The organism is Zhenhengia yiwuensis (assembly GCF_014384995.1).
Taxonomy (GTDB): Bacteria; Bacillota; Clostridia; order Lachnospirales; family Cellulosilyticaceae; genus Zhenhengia; species Zhenhengia yiwuensis.
This window is the reverse complement of record NZ_JACRSY010000002.1, coordinates 19,445-34,225: the sequence shown is the minus strand read 5'-3', so window position 1 is coordinate 34,225 and position 14,781 is coordinate 19,445. Positions and strand designations below refer to the sequence as shown.

At 33.5% G+C, this 14,781-nt stretch carries 14 protein-coding genes; 5 read left to right on the top strand and 9 right to left on the bottom strand.

Annotated features, from left to right (window positions below; all coding sequences use genetic code 11):
- Positions 1 to 298: 298 nt before the first annotated feature.
- From H8718_RS01245 to H8718_RS01230, 4 genes are all read right to left on the bottom strand, one after another.
- The gene (locus H8718_RS01245; protein ID WP_249331228.1) at positions 299 to 1,273 is read right to left on the bottom strand and encodes a stalk domain-containing protein; all 975 of its coding nucleotides are present in this window, start codon (positions 1,271 to 1,273) and stop codon (positions 299 to 301) included.
- Between the two features lie 1,333 nt (positions 1,274 to 2,606).
- Positions 2,607 to 3,473, bottom strand: coding sequence for a DNA adenine methylase (locus tag H8718_RS01240; protein ID WP_249331227.1), 867 nt, complete (start codon positions 3,471 to 3,473; stop codon positions 2,607 to 2,609).
- Entirely contained in the window at positions 3,460 to 4,191 is a 732-nt protein-coding gene (locus H8718_RS01235) for a hypothetical protein (protein WP_249331226.1), read from the bottom strand. Before H8718_RS01235 ends, H8718_RS01240 begins: the two co-directional genes overlap by 14 nt.
- Positions 4,192 to 4,449: 258 nt before the next feature.
- Positions 4,450 to 5,265, bottom strand: a complete 816-nt coding sequence (locus H8718_RS01230; protein WP_177669183.1) for a MerR family transcriptional regulator — start codon at positions 5,263 to 5,265, stop codon at positions 4,450 to 4,452.
- A 91-nt stretch (positions 5,266 to 5,356) separates the two neighbouring features.
- Between H8718_RS01230 and H8718_RS01225 the strand changes: the two genes are divergently transcribed.
- A complete protein-coding gene (locus H8718_RS01225) occupies positions 5,357 to 6,049 on the top strand; it encodes a YitT family protein (RefSeq protein WP_249331225.1) in 693 nt (230 codons plus the stop codon).
- A 78-nt stretch (positions 6,050 to 6,127) separates the two neighbouring features.
- Here the strand turns inward: H8718_RS01225 and H8718_RS01220 are convergent, their stop codons facing one another.
- The 4 genes from H8718_RS01220 to H8718_RS01205 all read right to left on the bottom strand — a co-directional run bounded on the left by H8718_RS01220 (position 6,128) and on the right by H8718_RS01205 (position 9,542).
- Positions 6,128 to 6,301 carry a hypothetical protein gene (locus tag H8718_RS01220; protein ID WP_249331224.1) on the bottom strand — a complete coding sequence of 58 codons (174 nt, stop codon included), beginning with the start codon at positions 6,299 to 6,301 and terminating at the stop codon, positions 6,128 to 6,130.
- Positions 6,302 to 6,380: 79 nt separating this feature from the next.
- Complete coding sequence (locus tag H8718_RS01215; RefSeq protein ID WP_249331223.1) at positions 6,381 to 7,625, bottom strand: alpha-L-fucosidase; 1,245 nt, start codon at positions 7,623 to 7,625, stop codon at positions 6,381 to 6,383.
- Between the two features lie 74 nt (positions 7,626 to 7,699).
- On the bottom strand, positions 7,700 to 8,857 hold the full coding sequence (locus tag H8718_RS01210; protein WP_249331222.1) for an AI-2E family transporter: 1,158 nt from the start codon (positions 8,855 to 8,857) through the stop codon (positions 7,700 to 7,702).
- 229 nt (positions 8,858 to 9,086) lie between these two features.
- Positions 9,087 to 9,542: an Hsp20/alpha crystallin family protein gene (locus tag H8718_RS01205; protein ID WP_249331221.1), complete on the bottom strand. Its 456-nt coding sequence runs from the start codon at positions 9,540 to 9,542 to the stop codon at positions 9,087 to 9,089.
- Between the two features lie 288 nt (positions 9,543 to 9,830).
- Between H8718_RS01205 and H8718_RS01200 the strand changes: the two genes are divergently transcribed.
- The 4 genes from H8718_RS01200 to H8718_RS01185 all read left to right on the top strand — a co-directional run bounded on the left by H8718_RS01200 (position 9,831) and on the right by H8718_RS01185 (position 13,567).
- Positions 9,831 to 10,403 carry a hypothetical protein gene (locus H8718_RS01200; RefSeq protein ID WP_249331220.1) on the top strand — a complete coding sequence of 191 codons (573 nt, stop codon included), beginning with the start codon at positions 9,831 to 9,833 and terminating at the stop codon, positions 10,401 to 10,403.
- Positions 10,404 to 10,508: 105 nt separating this feature from the next.
- Positions 10,509 to 12,164, top strand: coding sequence for a DUF4091 domain-containing protein (locus H8718_RS01195; RefSeq protein WP_249331219.1), 1,656 nt, complete (start codon positions 10,509 to 10,511; stop codon positions 12,162 to 12,164).
- A gap of 164 nt (positions 12,165 to 12,328) precedes the next feature.
- Positions 12,329 to 12,709, top strand: a complete 381-nt coding sequence (locus H8718_RS01190; RefSeq protein ID WP_330597570.1) for a CD3324 family protein — start codon at positions 12,329 to 12,331, stop codon at positions 12,707 to 12,709.
- A 204-nt stretch (positions 12,710 to 12,913) separates the two neighbouring features.
- The gene (locus H8718_RS01185; protein WP_249331217.1) at positions 12,914 to 13,567 is read left to right on the top strand and encodes a FusB/FusC family EF-G-binding protein; all 654 of its coding nucleotides are present in this window, start codon (positions 12,914 to 12,916) and stop codon (positions 13,565 to 13,567) included.
- 53 nt (positions 13,568 to 13,620) lie between these two features.
- Here the strand turns inward: H8718_RS01185 and H8718_RS01180 are convergent, their stop codons facing one another.
- Positions 13,621 to 14,748 (bottom strand): hypothetical protein, encoded by a 1,128-nt coding sequence (locus tag H8718_RS01180; RefSeq protein ID WP_249331216.1) that lies wholly within the window; start codon positions 14,746 to 14,748, stop codon positions 13,621 to 13,623.
- Positions 14,749 to 14,781 lie beyond the last annotated feature (33 nt).

The following is a 14,781-nucleotide window of genomic DNA, read 5'->3' as shown; positions in this document are numbered from 1 at the left end:
ATATTTATAAAGTAGAAAACTTTAAAATGTCTAGGCTTCACCCCTTAAAATTAAAAAATAAATACCCCCTCAAAAATAATAATCTGATGAAAACTTTTATTCTAACCTTCTACTTTTACTAATATAGATTGCTGTCAGTTATCTGAAAGAACTTATCTGTTTGATAATTTCTCCAGTCAGTTCAAACATAGAAAAAACTAAATGCCTTTAGAAAAAACTACTTTTACTCACTTATAAAAATTTAAATGCAAAAAAAGTACACTTCTCTCGAAGTGTACTTTTAATTTTACTATGTATTTTATTTAGCAAAAATAACGGTTTGAGTTGCGTCATCCCAACTCATTGTAGCGTCAAGCATTCTGCCTAACGCTCCTACTGGTACGTAAGTTCTACCGTTACGTTGTACAGTCTTAGCACCCATATCTGCTTTAGAGCCGTCACTGTAGATTGCATATTGACTATTTAATGGAAGTCTTACTGTTACCCCATCTTTTTTAACAATGACTTCTTTTACTGCAGGATTCCACTCTACACTAGCATCAAGTGCTTCACTTGCATAACGAACTGGTATCATTGTTCTACCGTTAGACATGAAAGGTGCTTCTCCGTTTTGCATTGATTTTGTGATTTGTTTGCCTTCTTTAGTTGTAATAGTATAGGTTGATTTGCCTATTGTAAATCTTACGTCTTCTTTGTACACTTTGTTAGGTTGTGTTGGTTCGTTACCCCTCTCGCTGATAGGTTTAGCATCGGTAAAGTCTAGACCACCTTGAGCATAGAATTTTGTATGCTCATTTACAGCTACGTTAAGGTACGCTTGACCTACAAGTTCGCCTCTATTATGTTCTTTACAAAGATTGATTGGTACTTCTATAATTCCACCTTGTTTAGGGTTTGTTAGTTTTCCTCTGAATATTGTACCTAAATTGTCTACGTCTCTCAGTGTAGCACCTACTACACCCTCTAAGATGTACTCATTAGTTCCATCTGTTTGAGTATGTCCTTTATCGTAAGATGTACATAAAGAACCTTTACCTACTGTAATTTGTACATCTGCATATGGTGTCCAACCTTCCTCAAGTTTAATTTCTAAGAGGTAGTCACCACTGTTATCTGATTGTACATTTTCAGTTTTATAAAGCGTTACTTTACCGATTTTTCCGTCACCGTCTTTATCGCTAGGATGTTGAGCGAATACTGGAGTTGCCACACTGAGTACACTTGAAGTAACGAGTAAGCCACATAACATTTTTCTTACAGATTTAGATTTCATTTGTATCGACCTCACTTAACTTTTATTTTTATTTAGTATATTCTTAATCTTTTGTTATGCTTTGATATTACCATGAATATAACACAATTGTTAATACTCGAAGAAATATTTATATATATTACCCCCTAGTAAAACATAAACAACCAATTACTTAAATACCTAATACCAGAACTACTTTTATTCTTATTTGAATACATTCTTAAAGTCTCCCTTATTTAATCTTTTTTTTAAAACTTACATCAATTATAACGTAGATAAATCAGACATCGCAAGTTATTGTCTGATTTTTTTCATATTATCTGTATATTCCAATTACATCAACCACTTTGTCTATATTGGTCAGATTGAGGAATTGCTTTCATCTATGCGAACCTCAGTAGCAATTAGTTCAACTTTGTTTGAAGTTGCGTGAAATATTCCGTCACCTACTGTCTATATCTACTATAACTTTTGTCAGTTCATGAGCTGTAAATTCTTAATTATTTTTTTAAATGTTATATACCTAACAAGTTTAATAAGACGCAAATGAAATCATAAACGAGTTCATTCACCTAGTTTTAGCTTATTAGTGGGATTGAAAAGAATTTATGCAAATAATGGATTTGAAAAGTCTGTTATTGTGAAGTTCTATTGTGATACTTTCATTAGATTTTTAATTGCATAAAAAATAGAAGAAATGAACTACTAGGAAAGTCAGAATGAAATGAAGGTTGATGAAATATAAAAAGCACTCCTCCAATGAGAAGTGCTCTGTCTTATTGAACAACTCGAACAGATAGGAACTGTTGAACAATGCCTTGTGTTGTAACCTATCCATTGTGCTGTGTTGAATATCACGTTTGAATGTCACTCACCACAAATGACTAAGTCACTTTTACAACCTCAGCAAACCTAACAACCCTTTTCCCCAACCCCCTTACCCCCATAAACGCCATCCTTATCACGGGTGAAAAATGCATTTTTTAAATTGTTGGTCTGTTTTCTCTAAATTACATTGCTATTTTTATAAAGAATAAAACATAACGAATAACTGATATGTCAGGTTATATTTTTTATATATTTGTGCGTTTTGCACATATACTCTTATTTTAAATGCTGTTATTTTTAGCATTTCGTAGTATTTATGTTAAACCAATAAATCACAGTCCTATCCTAAATACCTAATAACCTTAAGATTTAAGCTATTTCTTAAGCCTATACGCTATTCTCTTATGCTTTAACCCATTGTCTTACTCAATCTATCTGTTAACAGCTTATTTTATATGAATGACCTATTTCTGAAATAACTTATACGCTTTCTAAAAAAGTTATGGGTGCTATGGGTCTACGGGTCTTAATCATTTATACTTATTTTCTGCAGTATATATGGACTTACTTCAAAGTTAATCCATATATATTCACTCTCTTTTCGGTCACTCACCGAGCTTGCTATATGAACATCTTTTAATTTTATTTTGAGCCATCCTGCATCTTCTAATGCTCCATAAATTGGATTATCATAACCACTTAAAATAACTTTTGCCTTTGTTTCTAATAACCTATCCACTAATATTTTATGCTGTTCCACAGTCCATGAATGCTCTGCATAGGTCTTAGGATTCTTCATTGCTAATGGATTATAGGGTGGGTCAAGATAGATAAGAATATCTTTGTTGTTTTTATACTTTTCTAATAATATCATGCAATTTTGATTTTGTATCTCAATACCTTCTAATAAATAATGATATTCTTTTAGTTTTGATAGCTTATCGTAGTACCCCATATCATATTCACCACTTGGACTATAAGTCACCATATTGGATGCTCGACTTTGAGTAACTGCTATATAGGTGTAGGTCGCTCGCTCAATCAGATTTAAATGTTTCTGTACTTTATCTATTTTTAGTTCATTACGAGCCATTTCAAACACTTCACGACTATATCTATATTTTTCGAGCACACTCATCATTTCTGCCGTATAGAGCTTATTTTGAAGAACTTGAAAAATATTACAAATTCCAATATCAATCTCATTGTAGATGCGATGTTCAAAGAGATTGTTTGGAAGATTTAGAAGAACCCTTGCACCCCCACCACAAAGCTCTGCGTATGTTGTTATGCTATAGTCTACAGCACATTGTGTAATGAGGGGAACAATATTATCGATGAGCTGATATTTGCCACCCATTCGGGAGATTATGGAGATTTTAGAGGATTTCATCTGAACTCTTCCATTTTAAAACATAACCATCTTTACGTGACTTACCAGTCATGCCATCCTTTAAAACAAGGTCTTTGCATTGATAACGATTCTCTTTAACAGTCTTGTTCCTAAATAGGATATCTTGTCTTATCCATTCTTCAAAGATTGCGTTATGTTTCGACTTGCTCATCAAATCAAACTCTTCTTTTAATAGAGCTACTAGTGGAGCTTTGTGGATAACTATAGTTTGCGCCCCATATTTTTTTATATTAGCTTCATCATCAAAGATGACCCCTTGACTTTCACCATTTTCATACTTGTTACTAGAACGTGTCGGAAAAAACTCAGCGTTATCTTGCACATATTCCTTAACAACTTCGTATGCTCTATTTGCTTCAGCCTCAATATCTTCATTGAGCAGATACTTGCTAAGTGACCCCTCAAGTTCAACAACTTCAGTATCACAAACTCTTAGGTATTCGATATAATCGATAATTTTAGCATACATACCTTTATCGATAAATCCAAATTCTCTAAGCTTATGGATAATTTCAGCTTCTTTCGAATAAAGTTCATTTAATTTATAATATTTATATTTTTTTCCTCTTAGGTTACTTGTCAATTTTACAATATATATATCTTCACTAGTCACATAGCCAACTTCGATATCCCAAAGCCCTTCTGTTGGATTTGTTGTCCAAAAAAATTTTTGACCTCGTATTATAACAGCATTCATCTAATTACCCCTTATGCAATACTTTATGTTATAATTATTATATCATAATATAAACTTATTGCATAGTGTTGCCATGTTGCACACCTAAGCAAGTCACTCTCCTATTTAAAATCCCCTTATTTTTCAAGCATTGTAACCTTCTTATCCCTAATTTTCACTCCTACATTGGTAGTGTAGAGGTCGCGGGTTCGATTCCCGCTAGCAGCTGTAACAAAAACCAGTAAACTTATTAAAGATTACTGGTTTTTTCTTATCTATTTATTGTTTTAATTGTACAGGAATTTGTATCTCTGTTACAAATTCTTCTTCTTTGCCTGTCTCATGGATATCTAATTTATAAATTTCTATTGGATTCCCTATAATCTGATAACCTTGCTCTTTAATATAAGTAAACATCTTCTCTAGATAAATCTTATTTTTTTTATACTGTCCTGTATAATGATAAGATACATAGTGTCCTTCAGGTAAGACAAAGTTAAATTGACACGCTTCATCAGGTAAGAGACAGAATACTGATTGAAACACATTATAACGCCCTCTCTTCACTTCTTCAAAATCAAAAATAGCTCCTATATTATGATTACCTAAAATATAAAAAGAAGCCTCATATTCTTTATGGAGTTTCTGAATAAGAAAATCTACCTGTTCATCTCTTGTAATATTAGCATTTAAAAGAAGTGCCTTACGTTCTTTAATCCATTTAACCTCAATCGTATCAAACTGAGTCTCTTTTACAACTTCTTCTATTTCTTTTAATCTACTATTAATATTTTGTTTGTGTGCTAAAAGTTCTGCTATTTTTTGATCTATTAAAGTCGCTTCCTCATTTAGAATAGCTTGAGTAGAGACTAAGTCCCTATCATCTAAATAATCTTTTATTTTCTTCATAGAGAAATCTAAACTTCGTAATTCTTTAATAAGGTTGAGCCTCCAAATATCACTTATGCTATAAAATCTATACCCATTTTCTCCCCTTACTGGATTTAGAATACCTAAATCTTCATAGTACATAAGCGAATCTTTCCCAATACCATAGATTTTAGAAATCTCCCCAATTTTATAGTATGCTTTCATGTTACACTTCTTTTCTTATTATTTTTTTACAATGTGCATTGACTCTAGTATTATGCCATAGTTTATACTTTTTTTAAAGGAGGTGACGTTTATGTATACTTATCTAAAAAAATTGCCCATCAAGCAAATCAGTCTTGTTTTGTTGGGGGCTACCATACTTTCTTTTGGTACCTTTAACTTCAACTATCAGAACAGTGTTACAGAAGGCGGTATTTTAGGTCTTCTACTCCTTTTTAAAAACCTGTTTGATATATCTCCTTCTATTACAAGTGTCGTATTAGACTTTTCTTTATTCTTCTTAGGTAGCAGATTTTTTGGTAAAAGCTTTATGATTTATTCTGTTCTCTCTACTATAACCTTCTCTATTACTTATAGTATTTGGGAAGCTATAGGACCTCTTGTTCCTAGTCTAGGGGAACATATGCTCCTTGCAAGTTTATTTGCTGGTTTATTTGTAGGTGTTGGTGTAGGTCTTGTTGTAAGGGGTGGCGGTGCTTCAGGTGGTGATGATGTGATTGCGCTTCTTGTTTCTAAATTTACACCACTTAAAGTCAACTGGGTTTATATGATTACAGACTTTACTGTTCTCGGACTTTCCCTTACATACTTACGCTTTGAACAGATTTTCTGGTCACTTATTGCTGTAACTGTAAGTGGAAAAGTCATTAGCCTTATCTACTATAAAAAAGAGGATGATGATTCAGATACAGAACTTACTAAAGAGGAGACATCTTCACAAGAAGAATCTTCAGAAGACATACTTCCTGAAACTGAAAAGATCTAAACAAAAAACAGGAAATATAATTCTATAAAAAATTAAATAAGGCTACCTACTCTTTCTCGAATAGGTAGCCTTATTTTTCTATACATTATGCCAATCATCACCTTGAGCCATAATGCCCATATACATACTCCAAACTTTCTGGGCATCTTTTGCTTTCACTTGCTTATCGCACCCTACATGACCAAGCATCTTGTAAGCTCTCAATCGCGTTTCCATATACTCTGCTATAAATTCCTTTAACGTACATCTCATATCTATCCCTCACTTTACTTATTGTCTTACTTCATAAGTATTCAGGTTATATGAAAATGTATGTTTACTTTAAGAATTTCTATTTCAATTTTATTTTAGCTACACGTACTACAGTGTTTGTACCATAAGGGAAACCTGTTGCATAAAAGCTCATAAGTTTAGTGTCAGTATCTTGAATCACTCTTAGAGGTTCTTTATTATCCACCCATTCAATAGATTCAATTGCCCTATCTAGGCCAATGAAATTCTTCATGCCACTTCCGCTACCGCCTACTACTACGTTGCTATCACCTGTTACTTTAAGGTGATGGATGAAGGCATAAAGGGTATGGTCATCCATGCGAAGCATAAAGTCAGAACCTTCTCCTGATAGATCATCGCAAGGTCTCCCTGTGTAGATAGCCTCTCCCTCTAGCTTAATCCACTTCCCAACTTCTTTGAGCATAGCAGCTTGTATACCTGGTACAGTTCCATCTGCTTCTAACCCTACATTGAGTAGATAGTTAGCTCCCATTCTTCTGCTATAGCAGAGTGTCTCAATAATTTCTGGTAAAGATTTATAATTAAAGTCGTTATTCCCTATACCCCAGTGGTCATTCAGTGTCTGACACATTTCACTTGCTACATATTTTGTAGCACCATCTTGATTCATTCTTGAGGGTCTACCTTGCTCAAAGGTTACACTATCAATTTCAATATTACCTTTTTCCCCTCTATGAGATAGTCCTGTATTATTAACAATAATCGCATCTGGCTGATGCTTTCTAATTACTGCATATAAAGCATCTTCTTCCCAGTCTTCGTGTGGCTTGCTCCAGTTACCATCAAACCATAAGCCTCCGATTTTACCGTATTCACTACATAGAATTTCAACTGAATCTCTAAGGTATTTCAGATAAGTTTTAAAATCTTCATTAAAACTTGCCTCATGCCAATCAAGTGTTGTGTGGTAGAAAAATGGAATGATCTCATACTTGTTGCATGCCTCTACGTATTCTCTTATAAGATCTCTTCCTATTGCATGTGGTGCATCATATGTACTTAGTCCTTTTGTATCAAATAAAGAAAAACCATCATGATGTCTTGTCGTAAGAACAATATATTTCATTCCTGCTTCTTTTGCCACTTTGACCATATTTTCCGCATAATGAGGTGCAACTTGAAAAGTCTTTACAAGTTCCTCATACTGCGCTTTTGGTACGCTATGCAAAGCTTGATACCATTCACCTTTTCCTACTTGAGAGTAAAGCCCCCAGTGTACAAACATTCCAAAACCTAAATTCTCAAAATCTGCAATTCTTTTAATGGGCATTGGCACAGCCATATGTCTTCCTCCTAGAATTAATAATAGAATATAGTGTTAGATTATAAAATTTTTCAACTTATTTCAACACTTTTTTATTCATATGCCTTGGTATCTACCGGAAGCTCTTTTTGCCTTAATTTTTTCTCTGAGTAAGCTTTGATTAGTTTAAAGATAACAGATAAACTTGGTACCCCTAAGAGGACACCTATAAAACCAAATAGTCCGCCTCCTACCATAACAGCAAAGAGTACCCAAAATCCTGATATACCAATAGAATCTCCAATAATCTTTGGTACAAGAATATTGCCATCAATCTGTTGGAGAACAAAAATCATAAGGACAAAACCACAAGCCGGCCCAAACCCACCTGTCATCAAAATAATAAAAGTCCCTGGTACAGCCCCAATAAATGGTCCTACATAAGGAATCACATTGGTACACATGACAATAACACTAATTAAAAGGGCGAATGGGAATTTAAAAGTCAACATCATCATAAAGCAAATACTTCCCACAATCACAGCATCTGTTAATTGCCCTACAAAATATCTGCCAAAAGTATCATCAAAGATGGTTACTATCCTAGTGATTTGTCCAATCAATCGTTGAGGCAGTAAGGCATGCATACATTTTCTATTTTTAGCAAAGAAAGTTTCCTTGTCTACTAAGCAATAAATCGAAACCACAATAGCTAAAAATGTATTAAGTATCGTAGAGGTTACGCCTACAGATAAGTCAATAAGCATCGGAAGGACTTTAGCCGTTATTTGCATCATCATCTGAGATAAATCACCAATAAGATCTGATACAAATTGATAAATGTCTCCATCCATACCACTACTTCGAAGAAGTGTATCAAGAGACTGCTTAATACTTTCAAAATAACCTGGTAAGTTATTTGTTAAAATAGTAAGATTTTCAATAATTTGAGGCAGCACAAATGAGAAAAGGGATACAATAACTACTGCTGCAATAAGATACAGTACAATAACCCCCACTATACGCCTATTTCCCTTAGATACCTTTCCTCTAAAAATAAATTTCTCTAGTAGACTTTCAATAAACTTTAAAGGTCTCCATAATAAATAAGCTATTGCAATCCCTACTAAAAAAGGCTTTAAAATCCCTAAAACCTTTCCTATGTAGTCTACTATCATATCAAAATTCTGCATTGCAAAATAAAAACTTATGGAAGTTAAAGTAATGGCCAAATAGGTAAATATTTTGTTTCTATTCATATTTACACGCACACATTCATCCCCTTCTTATTTAATTTAGAGTCAGTATACCACATCTATATCCTCTTCTAAATAACTAAAATACAAGAAGGTGGCTAGCGCCACATTTTTGATTCTACCAACCCCTATGTTCCCTTACGCGTTGAGAAGTACGCTTACCTTATCCTCTTCCTTAAAGAAGTAAGGAGTACTTATCCTATAAAAAAGGGGAGCTGCATCTAGCAACCCCCTTACTTATCTATCATTCAATATTAATTATTTGCTTTTGCACTCTTCCTGGTTCTTGTTTAGGAAGTGTAATGTGTAAAATACCATTTTCAAATTTTGCTGTAATAGCTTGAGTATTTACATTTTCTAAGTTAAAACTACGAGACATGGTGCAACTTCTACGCTCACGTCTAATGTAATTATCCTTTTCTTCATTCTGCTCTTCACTGTGTGCTACATGAATGGTCAATCTGTTATTTTCAATACCAAGTTGTACGTCTTCTTTTGGAATACCAGGAAGTTCTGCTTCAATCTTGTAATCTACATCTGTTTCCTTAATATCTACTTTCACCTGACCGCCGGATGTGCCATAAAATACTGGCATAAAACCATCATTAAAGAAGTCATTAAAGAACGTATCCAAATCATTAAAATCATGATTGCTTGGTAACATAGTGTGATCCTTTCTGAAAGGTGTTAAACCAAACATATCATCGCCTCCTAAAATATTTAGATTTTATTTGTTCTTACATCTTTGTTTTACTCCTTTTTGCAAAGAAATACAAGGGATTTAATAAAAATATTTGTAAATAATTTTATATAATCATTTTAACAAATTATGAAATATATTCTATATATTTTCTTATTCTCTAAGTAAAATGCATTCATAATAATTTAATATTAATTACTAGTATATTTTTATATTTTCTACACATAAAATGATATAATAAAGCTATGCTATTAAGGTAGCTTTAAATTCAAAAACGGAGGGATATTTATGGAATCAGATGATTCAGATAGTGATACTGATAGTACCGACAAGTTTATTATCTTAAGTGAAAGGATTGACGCCAAAAGTCTTGAAAAACAAGAACTTTACATCAGCATCACTTATAAGTCGCGTACTGTCGGTTATCTGAACGCTGTTGTTATGGATGTGGGCTCTCTTAAGGCCGGTGGCTTTAGAGACGACAAGCTTAAATGTCAAGACAAAGAAATTGAAGATGAGCTTTTGCTCTTCTACAAAAGCCTAAGTAATGTTCTTGATACACATGTAGTCTTTTATATTACAGACTTCTTCTTAGAAAAAGAATATAGAGGCTTAGGGTTAGGAGGTGATATACTTCAGCAGCTTCCTAACTGGCTTAAAATCCATCATCCGGAGGTCAATGATTTATATCTATTTCCGTATCCTCTTGAAAAAAGTAATGGAAAAGTAGAATGCGTCAAATCAGAAAATCCTAAAAAGATATTGGAGATGAGATCGAGATTAATACGATTCTATTTAGCCAATGGGCTAAGAAAAACCCAAACCGAGTTTTTATATATGCCGATTCATCCGGCAGCTTAACAAAAAAGCAGATTGCCTATTAATATTTTAGGTAATCTGCTTTTAATTTTACACAATTTTATGTTATTATAAATTATATTTTATTATATTCTAGGAGGATTTAAAATGTCATCAACGCTTCAAACTGTATTACTTTCTTCACTTGCAAAAGTATTACCAAACGAAAAACCTACAAGTGCTTTCTATGAAAACCCTATGTGCTGTTTAAATGAAAGCTTTAACTTTCAGGTTGCCTACAGCAGTGAAAATCCAAACTGGCTTCACCAGTACATACATATTGAAATCGACTCTAAACTTAAAGACTACATCAGCATTTCTTCTGTAGAACTTGTACCTTCTAACTTCCCTTGCTATGCTGGAGCTGATGCAGACTACTTAATGCGTACACCTGGACTTCTTCCAGATTTACTTATGCCACTTAAAGTACCTGCTGTTAAAGTAATGCCAACTCAGTGGCGTAGCCTTTGGTTCTGCCTTACACCACCAGCTGACTTAACTGCTGGTGACTACCCTGTTACCATCTCTCTTAAAGATGGAAATGGTAATATAGCAGCTGAACATACCTTTACTTTAAGCGTTTTAAATACATATCTTCCAAAACAAAAGACGATTCACACTGAATGGTTCCATACAGATGGTATTGCACAGTTTTATAACGTTCCAGTATTCTCAGAACGCTACTGGGATTTAGTAGCAAACTTTATGCAAACTGCTGCTAAACACAGCGTTAATATGATCCTAACACCGCTTTTCACACCACCACTTGATACAGAAGTAGGCGGTGAACGTCTTACTGTACAGCTTGTAGATATAGAACTAGATGATTTAGGGCATTATCACTTTAACTTTGATAAACTTGCAAAATGGATTAAGCTTGCTACTGAAGCTGGCATGGAATACTTTGAGATTTCTCACCTCTTTACACAATGGGGTGCAAATGCTACACCAAAGATTATGGTACGCGTAAATGGTGAACTTCAAAAACGCTTTGGCTGGCATGTAGCTGCCAAAGATGAAAGCTATAAAGCTTTCTTAGATGCTTTTCTTCCAGCACTTAAAAACTTTTTAGATAGTCAAGGCCTTCAAGGTAAATGCTACTTCCATATTTCTGATGAGCCAAGCCTTGACCAAATTGATAATTATAAAGAAGCACATGATCTTGTACAAGGACATTTAGAAGGCTATCCACTTATGGATGCACTTTCAAATCTAGAATTCTATGAAAAAGGTATTATTGACTATCCAGTATGTGCTAACGACCATATTACACCTTTTATCGAAGCTAAAGTACCTAATTTATGGGCTTACTACTGCTGTGCTCAAAGTGTTCAGGTTAGCAACCGCTTTATGGCACTCCCTAGCTTCCGTAACCGTATTTTAGGTGTACAACTTTATAAATACCATATTCCCGGCTTCCTTCACTGGGGGTATAACTTCTACAACAGCCATCTTTCAAAAAGAGCTATTAATCCATTCCTTGTAACAGATGCAGATATGACTTTCCCTTCTGGCGATGCATTTTTAGTTTATCCAGGTGAGGAAGGTGCTCTTGAGTCTATCCGTCTTAAAGTGCTTGCTGAAGCCTTCCATGACATACGTGCCTTTGAACTTCTTGAAAGCCTTACTTCAAGAGAAGAAGTTCTTGCACTTATTGAAGAAAATACAGATGAACCTATTACCTTTAGCGTATACCCTCGCACTGAAACTTACCTCTTAAAGCTTCGTGAAAAGGTTAATGCTAAAATTGCTGAATTAGTCTAAACTAAAAATGCCTGCAAAGTCTTATTTGCAGGCATTTCTTGTGCTATAATACACCTATCGTATTGGAGGTGTTTTGATGAAAGTCTATTGTACATTCAGCTCTAAAGCGACTTGCTCCTTGCAAAGACTACAACAAAGTCAGCTATGCTTTGTCTGGAGCCTAAATCGCTAAATTAGCTGGAACATATAGAGATTTTGGTTCTGTAACACATAGCCTTTTTGTATGCTTTGCTTTAACCCTAAGACTTAAAGTAAAGGAGCAAAAAATGAAATATATCAATGCACAAGATGTGTTACCCGAAGAACTACTAAAAAAACTACAAGAATATGCAGATGGAAAATATCTTTATATCCCTAGGAAAGAGGCTAACCATAAAGCCTGGGGTGAAAAAAGTGGTATTAAAAGATACCTTAAAATAAGAAATAATGAAATTTATGAAAAATATATAAATGGCACTACTGTTTACGAGCTTACTCAGACTTATTATCTCTCTGAAAAAAGTATTAGAAGAATTATAGGTGAGCAAAAACGTCTCATCTCATAATTCCAACAGCACCGTTTATGAGATTGAATTATAATTTGAAATTGTGCTATGCTTTTATTATATCGATTAATGAAAGTATCCTATAGCAAAAAAGATGATTAGTGTTACTTTCAACTTGAAGGAGCACTAATCATCTTTTTTATTCATAAACTTTATAGGATTGTCGAATACTTGAAATATGCTTTAAAGAAAAGAGGTCCTGCTATGAACAAAACGTTTATTCCTAAACATAAATATAATCATATCAAAAAGTGTCTACGGGATTTAAATAATACTTTTAGGAACTGCACCGATAATCAAATTATTGCTACACATAAAGCTTCCTTACAAGATACTATACTGAACCTTTTTGACAATTTATCAGAAGAACAAACAGCCTTACTTGATATATTAAAAATTACTGGTTCACTCTCTATTGATCAATACTTAGCAGACTTAGAAGAATATGTCTATGGCATAGTAGTTCCTACATCTAGTCAAATCAAAAAAGTTTTTAGAAAAGAAAAGAAGCTCAAACTTCCTCTCATAAATGAAGAAAATCCAAAACTTGTCTATTTAGGTTGGTTGGACGAATCCATTCGTAAGCTTTTTATCACCTATCCTCTAGAAGACAAACTTATAGGCATGGCTTGTAGAATCCCCAATCAAGACTCTAACAATACTCATATTTGTACCTTTTGCAATCATGTAGGTAAAGAGGATGAAGTAGCTTTTGTCTCCCCTATTTGCAAAACAGCTCACGATGAATACCGATCTATAGGTTTTCACATGTGCCTAGATAGTGCTAAATGTAATGAACGCATTACCTCTACTGAAAAACTGGAGAAGATTTTAAAGGATGTTAATCATTTGAATTAACAAAAATTAAAAGGGTCATTCTCTCACTATAACGCGAGGGAATGACCTTTTTCTTATTGTACTTCAATTTCTACTGCAACACCATTTTCTAATTCAATATCTACTCTTTGGCCTACTTTTAAGCTATTTACATTTGGTTTCTTATGATCGGCATCATCAAATTCTACTTTCGTTTTATGAGTAAACTTTACAGTGTAAGTTCCTTTATCATTTTTAACGACCATATATTTTTTACCATGATTCATTTCTATAATCTTTGCATCTTCGATTTCTGTTTCGAACACTGCATCGTGATCAAAGTCATCGTCTTTATCATCAGTTGTTAAATCACCATTTTCTTTTAAAACAATAACTTCTATAGCTGATGTTTGTGGTGGTAAAGATTTAGTGACAGCTGGTGAATGTACTACTTTTACAGTCATACCTTCTTCTAAACTTTCTAAAGTCACTACTTTTTTAATTGTTTCATGAGCTAATTTAGTATCTTGGCCAATATTTAAAACAATGTAATTTTCAGGTTTATTCTCTTTCCCTGCTGGTAGAATAGTGATCGTCTTATCATCTTCTTCTACATCTTTAATCGTTGCTTTTTTAATCGTTATATTTTGAGCTACTGGTTCTTGTTCTACTCCATCTTGTAAAATAGTAATTTCATAAGCTGTTGTCTGTGCAGGTATAGATGCTGTCTCAAATGATGCTTGAATGACTTTAACTTTCATACCTTCTTCTAAATCACTTATTTTTACAACTGGTTTATTTTTTTCATAGCTTAATTTTGTTTCTGGCCCTACATTTAAAATCTTATAGTTTTCTAATTTATCAGCTTTATCTACTGGTAAAATAGTTACTTGATTCTGTTTAACATCTACTTCTTTAATAATCGCTTCATTAATTACAACACTTTCCTTATACTGTGGTGTTGTAATGGTTACTTTGCCATTTTCAAAAGTGACATCCTTGCCTAAAGCCCTGACAATGTCATTAACAGATACATAGTTTTTACCATTATAATAAATAGTTTGTGTATCCTCCAATATTTCTACACCATCTAAACGATATTCAATATTAGGATAAATATAAGCCGTAATCTTTTGCATAATAGGACTAGCCATAAGTGGAGCAGATACAACAGTTGCAATAAGCAATGCACTTAATACATTTCTTTTCAATTTCTTATTCATATGTCTTCCTCCTCTAAATTGGTTTACTAATAA

Excerpts from the sequence above, each read along its gene's own strand:
- H8718_RS01245 (WP_249331228.1), bottom strand. The coding sequence starts at position 1,273 with ATGAAATCTAAATCTGTAAGAAAAATGTTATGTGGCTTACTCGTTACT.
- H8718_RS01240 (WP_249331227.1), bottom strand. The coding sequence starts at position 3,473 with ATGAAATCCTCTAAAATCTCCATAATCTCCCGAATGGGTGGCAAATAT.
- H8718_RS01235 (WP_249331226.1), bottom strand. The coding sequence starts at position 4,191 with ATGAATGCTGTTATAATACGAGGTCAAAAATTTTTTTGGACAACAAAT.
- H8718_RS01230 (WP_177669183.1), bottom strand. The coding sequence starts at position 5,265 with ATGAAAGCATACTATAAAATTGGGGAGATTTCTAAAATCTATGGTATT.
- H8718_RS01225 (WP_249331225.1), top strand. The coding sequence starts at position 5,357 with ATGTATACTTATCTAAAAAAATTGCCCATCAAGCAAATCAGTCTTGTT.
- H8718_RS01220 (WP_249331224.1), bottom strand. The coding sequence starts at position 6,301 with ATGAGATGTACGTTAAAGGAATTTATAGCAGAGTATATGGAAACGCGA.
- H8718_RS01215 (WP_249331223.1), bottom strand. The coding sequence starts at position 7,625 with ATGGCTGTGCCAATGCCCATTAAAAGAATTGCAGATTTTGAGAATTTA.
- H8718_RS01205 (WP_249331221.1), bottom strand. The coding sequence starts at position 9,542 with ATGTTTGGTTTAACACCTTTCAGAAAGGATCACACTATGTTACCAAGC.
- H8718_RS01200 (WP_249331220.1), top strand. The coding sequence starts at position 9,831 with ATGGAATCAGATGATTCAGATAGTGATACTGATAGTACCGACAAGTTT.
- H8718_RS01195 (WP_249331219.1), top strand. The coding sequence starts at position 10,509 with ATGTCATCAACGCTTCAAACTGTATTACTTTCTTCACTTGCAAAAGTA.
- H8718_RS01185 (WP_249331217.1), top strand. The coding sequence starts at position 12,914 with ATGAACAAAACGTTTATTCCTAAACATAAATATAATCATATCAAAAAG.
- H8718_RS01180 (WP_249331216.1), bottom strand. The coding sequence starts at position 14,748 with ATGAATAAGAAATTGAAAAGAAATGTATTAAGTGCATTGCTTATTGCA.